Source organism: Desulfobulbaceae bacterium, from assembly GCA_013792005.1.
Taxonomy (GTDB): Bacteria; Desulfobacterota; Desulfobulbia; order Desulfobulbales; family VMSU01; genus VMSU01.
Genome location: VMSU01000036.1, coordinates 1 through 12,571 on the forward strand (window position 1 = coordinate 1; position 12,571 = coordinate 12,571).

The following is a 12,571-nucleotide window of genomic DNA, read 5'->3' on the forward strand; positions in this document are numbered from 1 at the left end:
CGTCCTGGTCAAGGTTCCCGAACGATCATCAGTGATGTTCAAGGTAAAGGAGTCCAAGTCTGCCGCAATCTGGCAGATGAGGAGCAACGAGCCCAGATTGCAGTTGAAGCATGCCCTTCCCTGCTCCGCCACGAAATTGATAACTGGGAGTGGTTGATCAATGATGTTCCTGATTGCCTGCAACTGCTCTCTGAATTACAGGCAATGCCCCATGGGGCCGTTGTCGAATGGCCCAAAGGAGAGAGATTACGGTTACGTGGGGGGCCATCAGGCAAGTCCCCGCTCTATCTTAAAATCAAACAACGGCGTCAATGGTTTGAACTTCAAGGTCAACTTCATGTAGATGAAGATGCAATCCTCAGTCTCAGCGAAGTTCTTGAACTTATTAGAAAGAGTCGCAGCCGTTTTATCCCCATGTCCGATGGCCATTTTTTTGCCCTCTCCCAGGATATGTATCAGCAGCTCGATCAACTAAACAGTATTACCTGGCAGGACAAGGAGCACTTACAGTTTTCTCCCTTGGCAGCCCCATTTGTACTGGATGTAACTCGAAATGCGGTCCAGATAGAAACGGACGCCGGTTGGCAGGATCTGGAGCGACGAATCAAAGATTCTGAAACCTATTCGCCGAAAATACCTTCAACTCTCCAGACAACGCTTAGGCCGTATCAGGAAAAGGGTTTTCTCTGGCTTTCTCGGCTGGCCCATGTCGGGTTCGGAGCCTGTTTGGCAGACGAGATGGGCCTAGGTAAAACAATCCAAGCCTTGACCCTTATTCTTGATCAGGCTCAACATGGTCCGATCCTGATAATTGCACCGACATCGGTCTGTTTCAATTGGCTTGATGAAATTGATCGGTTCGCCCCGACTTTGAACGTAACCCTCTTCGGCGGTAATGAGCGTAAAAAAATCATTAATAAGTTGACCAGTTTTGATGTCCTGGTGACCAGTTACGGTCTCCTGCAGCAAGAGACAGAACTGTTAAGCGAAAAACTGTGGCAGGTCATAGTCCTGGACGAGGCCCAGGCAATTAAAAATATGAGTACCAAGCGCTCACGGGCAGCAATGAACCTGAAAAGCCGCTTCAAGATGATCACCACCGGCACCCCCTTGGAGAATAATCTTGGAGAACTATGGAACTTATTTCACTTCATCAATCCGGGATTGCTTGGCACCATCACTCAGTTTAACAAACGGTTTGCCGGCCCTATTGAAAAAGATAAAGATAGGGACTCACAGAAACGACTTAAACGCCTTGTCAGTCCATTTATCCTTCGCCGCTTGAAATCTCAAGTATTAGATGAACTTCCTCCCCGAACTGAGGTTAATCTTAAGGTTGCTCTAAGTGATGAAGAGGCGGCTTTTTATGAATCCTTACGTCGTAACGCCCTTGCCAAGCTTGAGGCGCAACAGACAACAGGGAACCGACAGATTCAAATCTTGGCTGAAATCATGCGGTTGCGTCGTGCCTGCTGTAATCCCTCCTTGGTTAGTCCCGGAATTTCTATCGCCAGTTCAAAGATGGCAGTATTCGAACAAACCATTGACGAATTGTTAGCTAATCGTCATAAAGTATTGGTATTCAGTCAATTTGTCGATCACTTGACTATCATTCGGCATTTTCTCGAAGATAAGGGAATCAACTATCAATACCTGGATGGCAGCACTCCGAGTCGTCAACGGAAAGCCAGGGTCGATGCCTTTCAGTCCGGGCAAGGAGATATCTTTCTGATCAGTCTGAAAGCTGGCGGTCTTGGACTGAACCTGACCGCTGCTAACTATGTTATTCACATGGATCCGTGGTGGAACCCGGCTGTGGAAGATCAAGCATCGGATCGGGTTCATCGGATTGGACAGAAACTTCCAGTCACTATCTACCGGATGATTACCCAGGGGACCATTGAAGAAAAAATTGTTGCCCTGCATCGAGACAAGCGGGAGTTGGCAGAGAATCTGTTAAAGGGTAGTGAGGTAAGTGACAAAGTGTCTGTTGATGAGTTGTTGGAATTATTGAGAAATAAACACTCTCCTCTTGATAATCCTTGACGAATTGTTTGTTATGTGAAAAGTTAAATAAGTTATTCAATGAATCATGCCTCAATCCTTGCGTCTCTCTCTTTCTGTCCGCTGGTCAGAATAACTCAGGATAATATGCCGTCTAGAGGCTGTTTGTGGCTAGCAGGAGCTATTCATCATGCCAGAAATAAAGAAATTACTGACCACTCTCCCCTCCCTGCTTGTCTGCGCCGTCGCCATGGCAAGCTCCGCTCATGCCGATCAGCGATATGTTGTTGATACCATCGTTGTGTCACTGCGGGAAGGGCCGGGCTCTCAGTATAAAGCCATTAAAACAGTGCAAACCGGCCAATCTTTGGAAGTAATTGAATCAAAGAACAATTTTATCCGTGTACGAACCTCCGATGGCAACGAAGGTTGGCTTCCCAGTCAGTATGCTGTCAATCAGCCGACTAACGCGAATGTGGTCAAAGATTTACAGGAAGAGATTACCTCCTTGCGAGACCAGAACGACTTACTCACTGCACAAATCGCTGGCAAGGAACCCCATTCGCAAAGCGGAGAAAGTGAGTTGTCCAAGCTGAAAACACTACAGACTAAACTTGATTTGATGACGGAACAATATCACGTGCTTAAAGCTGATGCCCAAGATATTGTTCGGATACAGGATGAAAATAAGCGGTTAAAAAGTGAGACTACTGTTCTGCAGGCAAGTCTGCGCCAACTCCAAGAGAACAAGAAAACATTTACCGGAAATATTTATTGGTTCTTGGCAGGTGGCTCCGTCTTTCTGGTCGGTTGGGTGACAGGAAAACTTTCTTTCAGGCGGCAACGGCATTCACTTACCCTGTAATTTGTTACAAGAGAATGCAAACTGTTCTGGTCTGGATTATCGTTATTGCCGCAGCATACTATTTGGTGAGAAAATATTATCGTACCTTGAGTGGTAAGGACCAGCAGGGGTGCGACTGCGGTTCGGGGTGTGACTCCTGTTCATCTGTGAATAAAGAGAAGCTCTGTGAATTTCCAAACAATAATTCTCATAAGACTGACACCAAGTGAGGCGTTAGTGCTCACGCTCCACACTTCTTCTCAAGACTAACCAAAGGAGACTCCATGGACGGGCAAATTTCTGCCGGTTGGTATCGCCACCCTAAATTAGGACTCATCAAGATATATCAGAATAACAAACAGGCTTGGGCATACCAGTGCTTCTCAGATAGTGGAACGAGGGCTCTTTCCAGGGAGAAATCGTTAGACACCTGGACCTGGGCGCTCTGTGATCGATCCCCAATTGAGGATGAAAAAATGTAATACCGACAGGTGGCTTGGCAGGAAAGAAATGACAAAAAAATGGCCACAGGGGATTCCCCTGTGGCCATTTTTTTTAGGAAAGTTTGGCGAGCGCCACCTGCAAACGACTCATCCCTTCTTCAATGATTGCCATGGATGTCGCAAATGAAAAACGAACAAAGGCATCAGAGCCGAAGGCAGCGCCTGGGACAGAAGCAATGAGTGCTTCGTCCAGAAGGTAATCGGCCATGGCAACTGATCCATCAATGACCGTCTCACCATTCCGCTTGCTAAAATATGCGCTGAGGTTAGGAAATACATAAAAAGCGCCCTGTGGCTTGACACAGGTTACCCCAGGGATTTCCTGAAGACGGGCCATTATTACCTTCAGGCGGGCAATAAAAGACTCCTTCATCATCAAGGGGAAATCTTGTGACCCGGTTACTGCGGCCAATGCGGCCTTCTGGGAGATTGAACATGCGTTTGATGTGCTCTGACTCTGGATCTTGTTCATGGCGCCGATAACATGTTTTGGCCCAGCACAGTAGCCAATCCTCCATCCGGTCATGGCAAATGACTTGCTGACTCCATTCAAAATGATGATCTGATCCTTCAGGGCAGGCTCAACATTTAAAATGTGAGGCAAGGGTCCATCTTCGTAAACAATGGTATCATAAATATCGTCTGAGATTACCACCCAACCGCGTTCTAAGGCATACTTTGCTACCAGCGCCAACCCTTTTGCAGAGAAAATTGTCCCGGTTGGATTTGATGGACTATTGATGATAATGCCTTTCGTTCTCTCCGACACACACTGAGCCAAGGCCTTTTCGTCAATATCAAACCCTGTTTCTTCAGACAGAGGAAGATAGATTGGTGTCGCTCCAGCCAACTCGATGATCGGCGGATATGACACCCAATACGGGGTTGGAACAATGACTTCATCACCAGGGCCGAACAAGGCCTGGGCCATATTGTATAGACCTTGTTTGCCACCGCTGCAAACCTGGATCTGATCCGGTTCATACCTCCATCCTTTGTCGGTTAAGAACCGATGGCAAATTGCCTCCCGCAACTCGGGAATGCCAGGCACCGCTGTATAGCGAGTAAATCCCTGGTCAATAGCTTCCTTTGCCGCCTGACAGACGTGGTCAGGGGTATTGAAATCGGGCTCCCCCACACTGAAGTTGAGGACATCAGCGCCAGAAGCCTTTAAGGCTTTGGCCTTGGCGTTGACAGCCAAGGTGGGTGATGGTTTTATCTGCTGCATCCGTTTGGCAACTTGGATTTGGGTAGTCATTACATCTCCTGTGTCGCGAAATAAATGAAAAAATGGTATTTAGTGGTGGCAAAGAAGATCGCTTCTGACATTGAACGTTCTTCTCTAATATCAGGATAATTTAAATAATCGAAACGGACCAAGAAGACAATTAATAAAATACTGTATCGAGAAAGAGTCCTCGTGCTGGCGCCGTTGGGCCTGCTCTCCCTCGGTCGCGGGCGGCTAACGTCTCGACAAAGTTTTCAAGGGTTCTTTTCCCTTGCCCCACTTCTAAAACTGTCCCGACGATATTTCTTACCATATGGCGCAAGAAACCGTCACCATGGATTGAGATAACCATCGTATCTCCAGTTTGTGCCAGATGAGTTGAGAGAATCAGGCGGACCGCCCCACGGCCTGTGGTAATTGAAAGATCCCTTGATCCGGAAGCCTCGAAACTGGAAAAATCATGCTCTCCAACAATGGCAGCCAAAGCGGACTTTATCAAAGAGACATTTAATGTGCCTGGAACATGGGCATGATAGAGGCGCTGATGCGGCGGTAGTATAGGTTGAGTGGAGAAATGGTAGGAATAGCGTTTGCCCTTAGCGCTGAACCGGGCTTGAAAGTTAAGGGGCATCTCAGTCGCTTCAATGATTCGGATATCAGGGTGAAGCATGCTGTTTAATCCATTGACGAGCCCTTGGCACGGGATGGTTGCATGCGTCTGGAAGTTGGCAACCATGCCCAAGGCATGAACCCCAGCATCAGTTCGACCGGCCCCATGCAGAGTTACTGGCGCCTTGGTTATCAGAGTCAACTTCTCTTCCAACGTCCCCTGAATTGTTGGCAACGCCGCCTGACGCTGCCAACCGGCATAGGCAGTGCCATCATAGGCTATAACAAGTCGGATATTGCGCACAAAAATCGTATGATTGATTTTCAAAATTCTTTATTTTTACGCACCGTCGAACTGATCTTCATCCTTACATAAAAGATCATAATGATGGTTTTTATCCAGTGTCAGGGAAATAAAGGAACAACCATGAGACCTTGGGTTTCTTCAAAGCCGCAGATGATGTTCATATTTTGAACAGCCTGTCCAGCAGCGCCTTTAACTAGATTGTCAATAGCAGACAAAACGATAATACGACCGGTCCTGGGGTCAACCTTAAAACCTATATCACAAAAATTCCCCCCTCGAATATACTGGGTAGCAGGGTAGGCGCCAGATGGACAAAGTCTGACAAAGGGCTCATTGCGGTAGTGATTGTGATAGGCCTCAGTGACATCATTAAGGGTGACGCCGGCACTAAGTGTCGCATACATCGTGCTGAGGATTCCCCGGGACATGGGAACTAGATGTGGGGTAAAAGAAACCACCACGTCCTGACCGCACAGGCCGCTGAGTTCCTGCTCTATCTCGGGGGTATGGCGATGTTCACCAACTTTGTATGCCTTGAATCCATCGGTGACTTCGCAGTAGAGAGAGCCAACTTGGGCGCCTCGTCCAGCGCCAGATGTCCCTGATTTTGAATCAATAATTATGCTATCCGAATTGATCAACTGGTTAGTTAACAGTGGCGCCAGCCCAAGAATTACACTGGTGGGATAACAGCCAGGGTTGGCCACCAATCGAGATGGGGCGATCGCATGACGGTGAATTTCCGGAAGTCCATAGACTGCTTCGCCAAGAAGTTCCTTGGCTGTATGGGCTTGATACCACGTCTCATAGACCAAGGGGTCGTGAATCCGAAAGTCAGCGCTAAGATCAACTACCTTTTTTCCTGCCTCAAGCAAGATCGGGACAATCGCCATAGCCGTTTGATGAGGAACCGCTGTAAAGAAAACATCTGCCTTTGCTGCTAGTTCCGTTCCTGTGGTGTCCTCGCAGACCAGATCAACCAACCCTCTCAGGCTCGGATAAACATCAGCCATAGAGCGGCCAGCATATTGCCTGGAAGTAGCCACGGTCAAGGTAACGCCAGGATGGCGACAGAGAAGGCGCGACAACTCAATTCCTGTATAACCAGAGGCTCCTATGATACCAACTCGAATCATGATCTTTCCCTCCAATATTTAGATATAAAAAAAGGGAAGAGCCAATGCCCTTCCCTTTTTTACTAAATCTGTAAAAAAATGTATTAACGCTTTGAAAACTGAAAGCTTGCCCGAGCGCCTTTTTTACCATATTTTTTCCGTTCCTTAACTCGTGAGTCCCGAGTTAACAGACCGGCTTTTTTCAAGCTCAAGCGAAATTCTGGATCTATTTCAAGCAAGGCCTTAGATATGCCATGTCGAAGGGCTTCAGCTTGAGCTGACTTTCCCCCACCCTTAAGTGAGGCGGAAACGTTATACTTCTCAACGGTATCGGTAAGACGGAACGGAATCTCAACCTTTTGATGGGTATCGAGGAGATTACCAAAATAGTCCATCATACTCAAATTATTAACAACTACCTGTCCAGATCCTGGGGAAAGCCATACCCGAGCGACTGCGGTTTTTCTCTTTCCGGTTGCATATATTTTTTTCTCAGCCATCATCATCTATCTCCGTAAGTAATACGTCCCAAGCCGATTCGGCTTATAATTCTAACTTTTCAGGCTGCTGAGCAGTGTGTGGGTGATCCTGACCTGCGTACACTTTCAGCTTTTTAAGTTGAGCGCGACCTAAAGGATTTTTAGGAAGCATTCCCTGGACAGCAAATGAGATGATGTCCGTGGGTTTCTTTTCCATCAGTTCAGAGGCTGTCAGTTCAGTCAATCCACCCATGAATGAACTATGGCGATAGTACTTCTTGTCCTGCATTTTCTTGCCGGTCAACCTAACCTTCTCGGCATTGACAACCACAATGTAATCGCCATTGTCCATAAATGTGGAGTAGGTCGGTTTGTTCTTGCCACGAAGAATTGTGGCGATTTCAGACGCCAAACGTCCCAGCACTTTGTCAGTGGCATCAACTACGTACCACTTTTTATCGATTTCCTTGACCGGAGTCAAATAGGTCTTCATCTCTTTACCTCGTTCTTATGCTTTATGAACTCGCAACCACACGACCAGAAACGGTTAATTTATCCGGTTTTGTGGATTTGATCAATGAAAAAAAAGGCTCGAAATAATTTTCGAACCTTTTTAAAGGTGGAGCGGGAAACGAGATTCGAACTCGCGACTTCAACCTTGGCAAGGTTGCACTCTACCACTGAGTTATTCCCGCATATTTTGTTGATCACTTGTAATTATTGGAAAAACGAGACTTATATACCCTTATCCCAGGCCCTTGTCAATAAAAAATCGGATATTTTTCGCTCCTTCCAAAAGAGAATATTCTTTTTTGATTACCGGGCCATAATTTGGTATTGATTCTTTCTGCGCCGGGTGAGTATAAAGATGACGATAAGTTCGTTTCTATTGTATCGATTGTGCTGCTCTCATCCAACCAGCGGGCATTTTCTGTCTTTTATTGATCTTCATCCTACAACCTACATTAATTAAATAAACGTAACTGCTCAGGTTGTCGGTTTACAGTTTACAGTTGACGGTGATTGGGTCCTGTCAATGGCTGAGGACACACTGACATTGAGTATCATGCGATGATTTATGACTAACCATGATTCTTTTAACCGTAAACCGATAACTGATTACCGTTAAACCTGTGTAGTTACGTTATCATAAGAAAGATGATGGTCGATGTCTGGCCATGATTGTATTGACCAAAAACCTGTGACTGCTCAAAGTTAACCTGATCAGTCACACATGCAGGAGAATTATGATGACTTACTTGCCCGCCCGGCAGAGTGAAATTCACCGCCAGACCAAAGAGACAAAAATTGCCATTGCCCTCACCCTGGACGGCACTGGACGAGTTGACATTAAGACAGGGGTGCCTTTTATGGATCACATGCTCACCCTCATGGCTGTTCATGGTTTTTTTGACCTTACTATCACCGCTGAGGGTGATATTGAAGTCGATGGTCATCATACGGTAGAGGATATAGGCATCTGCCTTGGCCAGGCCTTGAAAAAAGCCCTTAATGCAAACCGTGGTATCAAACGCTTTGGCAACGCCTTGGTCCCCATGGATGAAACGCTGGTTCAGGTTGCTCTTGATCTTTCCAACCGCCCCTTTCTTGCCTATCAGGTCACGATCAGGGATTCGAAGGTTGGCACTTTTGACACTGAACTCGCCAAGGAGTTTCTTCGCAGCTTAAGCCTTCATGGTGGAATCACACTCCATGTCGACCTGGTTCGCGGGGAGAATACTCATCACATTATTGAAGCGATCTTTAAAGCTCTGGGCAGAGCCCTTGATCAAGCGACAACTGTGGACTCTCGTCTTGATGGCGTTCTTTCGTCCAAAGGGACATTATGAATAACTCCATCTAGATAGGTGCGCATCATGGGTAAATTTTTTATTCCTATTCTGCTGATTTTGGCATTGACGTGTTCTTGCGTTAAAAAGAATGTCCTTGTTGCCGATGATTCCTTGCCGGACCAAGTCAAGAGCATTAGTGTGCTGCCAGTTACATCGTTGACGGATACCGACAATGTATCAGTACGCAGTATCAAAGAGTTGAAGGCTGGAGTTGATGTTTTATCTCAATCTCTGGAAGAGTATTTCGTCGATAATGTCAAGGTTCAAATAGTAAGTCCCGAAGAGGTTGAGTCGTTATCAACCACCTATAATTCCACCCCTTATCTCGAGTCTCTCCGGATCGGCAAAAATCTCAACGCCGAAGCAGTGATGGTCTGGGTTCTCAAGCAATCCCGGGAGCGACAAGGGACTGACTATGCTGCCACATCTCCTGCTTCTGTTGCCTTTGAATATAGATTGATTCATACGGAATCAGGAAAAACTCTCTGCGTTGGTTCTTTTTCCGAAACCCAGCAGTCTGCCACAGAGAATCTTCTTTCCTTGAAAAAACTGTCGGGTCGAGGCTTTAAGTGGATCACTGCTTCCGATCTGATCCGTGAAGGGGTTACCAAGAAGCTCTCTGGGTGCAGTTACTTGAAGTGATCGTGCCAAAATCGACCTCGTCCTTGGTGGGGAGCCCGCAATTGCCCTCGTCGACTCCCACTTCTTCCCATCAGGCCTACAAATCATGGACATTCTGCCTAAGCCCATTAATCGTTTAATCGGTCAAGCCCTGCACGATTATCAGATGCTCAGCGATGGCGACCGCATCCTGATCGGAGTTTCCGGTGGGGTCGACAGCCTGGTGCTTACCTGGCTTCTTCAGCATTGGCAGAAAAAAGCCCCGATTAAATATCAGATCATGGCTTTACATCTTGATATGGGATTTGACGACTCTCAATACCTGGCTGTGGAGGCGGAGCTTGGCAGGATCGGCGCCGCTTTCCGTACCGAACGAACTCAGTATGGAGTTGTTGCCAACCAACAGCAACCCGATAAAGCCTGTCATCAATGCGCTACCGCTCGGCGTAATCACCTTTTTGAAACTGCTCGATCCGAGCAGTATACTGCCATCGCCCTTGGTCATCACAAAGACGACCTGATCGAAACTTTCTTTCTCAATATGCTCTACAGTGGCAATCTCAGCACCATGATGCCGAAGCAGCAACTCTTTGACGGCCGGTTAAAGATCGTGCGGCCCATGGCTTATCTCACTAAGGATCAGATCCATGAGATCGCGAACATTGCCGGCATCGTACCAGTCAAGAACCCCTGCCCCATGGCGGACAAATCCAAGCGAGAGGAGATCCGCAATCTTATGGCATCCCTCTATCAGCGCGACCCGAGGTTTCGTGGCAATATTTTTGCTGCCATGGGTAATGTCAGGACAGACTATCTGTTAAAAGTTGAATAAGCCCTTCTGTAAGGTACAGGCAGACGATGAAGACTAATCCGGCATGTATCCCTTGTTTTCGCAGGCAGGCTCTGTATGCTGTCCAACTTGCAACCGCCGATTCAGCTCTGCAGGCAGAGATTCTTGCCGAGACAGAAACGTATCTTGCCGAACTGGATATGGACAAGTCTCCACCTGTTAACTCAATTGGCTTATATGACATAATCTCAAGTTTTTCAGGGAATCCTGACCCTTTTCTCTTCCTCAAGCAGCAGAGCAATACCTTGGCCATGGGCTTGCGCCCCCGTGTTGAAGAGTTGATTCGCCAGGGAGATGACCCGCTTTATCGAGCGATACTTTTTGCTATTGCCGGCAACATTATCGATTATGGTTCTCAGCAAAAGTTTGACTTTGATTCCACATTGAATCAATGTCTAAACAATAGTCCTATAATCAATGACTACGATACATTAATTAAAGATCTTGTTCATGCCAGGCGGATTCTTTACCTGGCAGATAATTGTGGGGAAATTGTCTTTGATGGTCTCTTGGCAGATCAACTGCCTGGGGTAATTACCATGGTTGTCAAGAGTGGGCCAATCATTAATGATGCCACTGAAGTGGATACAACAGAGTGTGGAATTAATCAACGATACCGAGTGATTACCAACGGAACTACCTGTCCAGGCACTCCGCTTGAACTATGCGGAAAAGATTTACAGGCACTCTTCACGGAGGCTGATGTTGTGATCAGCAAAGGCCAGGGTAATTTTGAAACGTTAAGCGAGGAGGAAAGACCGATCTACCACCTGCTGACTGTGAAGTGTCCAGTGGTAGCAGAGCATATTGTGGAAGTGTCAAACCGCTCCGACCTGATTCCGACCGGAGCAGCTGTCTTGCTTAAGTTAGGAGATACTCGAAAAAGATGAAGGGTAACTCCTAAGCAGTACCCTTTCTGTGATATTTAAAGCTGCGTGTCAATATTTTTTTTCATCACATTGATAAATCGTAATTATTTTGAGTTTAGTATCCGCGCCATATCTTTAGCGCCATAGGTGATGATGATATCGGCGCCTGCCCGGTGAATGCTGAGCAGGGTCTCCATCATTACCTGATCTCCGTCAATCCAACCATTGGCTGCTGCGGCTTTGATCATGGCATATTCACCACTGACATGATACGCAGCAATAGGATGATCGAATTCACTATGAAGCTTGCTGATGATGTCAAGATAGGCGACTGCCGGTTTCACCATAATGATATCAGCGCCTTCTTCTATGTCGAGAGATGCCTCTCGAAAGGCCTCACGGGTGTTGGCCGGATCCATTTGGTAACCTCGACGATCTCCGAATTGAGGAGCGCCATCAGCCGCCTCCCGAAACGGGCCGTAAAATGATGAGGCGTATTTTACGGCATAAGACATGATCGGAATTTGACTAAAGCTGTTCTCGTCAAGGGCAGCCCGAATTTCAGCAACCCTTCCGTCCATCATGTCCGAAGGCGCTACCATATCTGCCCCGGCTTCGGCGTGCGACAATGCAGTTTTTGCGAGCAACTCCAGAGTGGAATCGTTATCTACCTCCTTGTTGACAATTACCCCGCAATGTCCATGGTCAGTGTACTCGCAGAGACAGACATCGGTCACTACCATCATCTCAGGCACCCTGCTCTTCAACTCACGAACAGCCTGCTGGACAATACCGTGCTTAATGTAAGCCCCAGTGCCAATGGCATCTTTGGACTCCGGCAGACCGAAGAGGATCACACTTTTCACACCGACCTTAAGGCACTCCTTGGCCTCCTTGACCAACTCGTCAACTGACAGTCTGAAAACACCCGGCATGGATGATATCTCTTCGCGGACTCCCTTGCCCGGTTTAACAAAGAGAGGGTAGATAAATTGAGAAGAAGACAATCTCGTCTCTCGAACCATTGCGCGAAATAACTCGTTTTGCCGAAGCCGCCTGGGCCTGTAGTCTGGAAAAATCATGAATAATCTCCTTAAATTGATAGCGCCTACTCGGGAGGAGATCCCTTTCGGAAAATGGATTAATGATCTAAGGTCAAGATGCTGTTAACGGAAAACGTATGGGGGCTAGACATGATGGCGTCGCAAAAAGTCCGATCTACCGCGTTGCGTGGCGGTTTTGCTCGTTCGGCATACCATATGTATGGCCTCACTCACAAAACACACCCC

General features: G+C 47.1%; 14 protein-coding genes and 1 tRNA gene. 8 read left to right on the forward strand and 7 right to left on the reverse strand.

Going from position 1 to position 12,571, the window contains the following annotated elements; translation table 11 throughout:
- The 4 genes from FP815_02145 to FP815_02160 all read left to right on the forward strand — a co-directional run.
- On the forward strand, nt 1–2,046 hold a 2,046-nt coding region (locus FP815_02145), incomplete at its 5' end, for a DEAD/DEAH box helicase (GenBank protein MBA3013734.1).
- 148 nt (nt 2,047–2,194) lie between these two features.
- A complete protein-coding gene (locus FP815_02150; protein MBA3013735.1) occupies nt 2,195–2,869 on the forward strand; it encodes a TIGR04211 family SH3 domain-containing protein in 675 nt (224 codons plus the stop codon).
- Between the two features lie 14 nt (nt 2,870–2,883).
- Nucleotides 2,884–3,078 (forward strand): FeoB-associated Cys-rich membrane protein, encoded by a 195-nt coding sequence (locus FP815_02155; protein ID MBA3013736.1) that lies wholly within the window; start codon nt 2,884–2,886, stop codon nt 3,076–3,078.
- Between the two features lie 54 nt (nt 3,079–3,132).
- Entirely contained in the window at nt 3,133–3,330 is a 198-nt protein-coding gene (locus tag FP815_02160; protein MBA3013737.1) for a hypothetical protein, read from the forward strand.
- A 73-nt stretch (nt 3,331–3,403) separates the two neighbouring features.
- Here the strand turns inward: FP815_02160 and FP815_02165 are convergent, their stop codons facing one another.
- The 6 genes from FP815_02165 to FP815_02190 all read right to left on the reverse strand — a co-directional run bounded on the left by FP815_02165 (nt 3,404) and on the right by FP815_02190 (nt 7,784).
- Nucleotides 3,404–4,609, reverse strand: coding sequence for a pyridoxal phosphate-dependent aminotransferase (locus tag FP815_02165; GenBank protein MBA3013738.1), 1,206 nt, complete (start codon nt 4,607–4,609; stop codon nt 3,404–3,406).
- Nucleotides 4,610–4,739: 130 nt separating this feature from the next.
- Nucleotides 4,740–5,492, reverse strand: coding sequence for a tRNA pseudouridine(38-40) synthase TruA (truA, locus tag FP815_02170; protein ID MBA3013739.1), 753 nt, complete (start codon nt 5,490–5,492; stop codon nt 4,740–4,742).
- Between the two features lie 101 nt (nt 5,493–5,593).
- Nucleotides 5,594–6,631: an N-acetyl-gamma-glutamyl-phosphate reductase gene (locus FP815_02175; protein ID MBA3013740.1), complete on the reverse strand. Its 1,038-nt coding sequence runs from the start codon at nt 6,629–6,631 to the stop codon at nt 5,594–5,596.
- Between the two features lie 83 nt (nt 6,632–6,714).
- On the reverse strand, nt 6,715–7,110 hold the full coding sequence (gene rpsI, locus FP815_02180) for a 30S ribosomal protein S9 (protein ID MBA3013741.1): 396 nt from the start codon (nt 7,108–7,110) through the stop codon (nt 6,715–6,717).
- 43 nt (nt 7,111–7,153) lie between these two features.
- Nucleotides 7,154–7,582, reverse strand: coding sequence for a 50S ribosomal protein L13 (rplM, locus tag FP815_02185; protein ID MBA3013742.1), 429 nt, complete (start codon nt 7,580–7,582; stop codon nt 7,154–7,156).
- Nucleotides 7,583–7,709: 127 nt separating this feature from the next.
- Nucleotides 7,710–7,784 (reverse strand) — tRNA-Gly (locus FP815_02190).
- Nucleotides 7,785–8,339: 555 nt separating this feature from the next.
- Here FP815_02190 and hisB point away from each other — a divergent pair.
- The 4 genes from hisB to FP815_02210 all read left to right on the forward strand — a co-directional run bounded on the left by hisB (nt 8,340) and on the right by FP815_02210 (nt 11,303).
- Nucleotides 8,340–8,939 (forward strand): imidazoleglycerol-phosphate dehydratase HisB, encoded by a 600-nt coding sequence (hisB, locus tag FP815_02195; protein MBA3013743.1) that lies wholly within the window; start codon nt 8,340–8,342, stop codon nt 8,937–8,939.
- 27 nt (nt 8,940–8,966) lie between these two features.
- Nucleotides 8,967–9,584 carry a hypothetical protein gene (locus FP815_02200; protein MBA3013744.1) on the forward strand — a complete coding sequence of 206 codons (618 nt, stop codon included), beginning with the start codon at nt 8,967–8,969 and terminating at the stop codon, nt 9,582–9,584.
- 85 nt (nt 9,585–9,669) lie between these two features.
- A complete protein-coding gene (locus FP815_02205; GenBank protein MBA3013745.1) occupies nt 9,670–10,395 on the forward strand; it encodes a tRNA 2-thiocytidine biosynthesis protein TtcA in 726 nt (241 codons plus the stop codon).
- Between the two features lie 26 nt (nt 10,396–10,421).
- Nucleotides 10,422–11,303: a DUF89 family protein gene (locus FP815_02210; protein MBA3013746.1), complete on the forward strand. Its 882-nt coding sequence runs from the start codon at nt 10,422–10,424 to the stop codon at nt 11,301–11,303.
- Nucleotides 11,304–11,386: 83 nt separating this feature from the next.
- Here FP815_02210 and hemB read toward each other — a convergent pair whose 3' ends face one another.
- Complete coding sequence (hemB, locus tag FP815_02215) at nt 11,387–12,364, reverse strand: porphobilinogen synthase (protein MBA3013747.1); 978 nt, start codon at nt 12,362–12,364, stop codon at nt 11,387–11,389.
- Between the last annotated feature and the right edge of the window lie 207 nt (nt 12,365–12,571).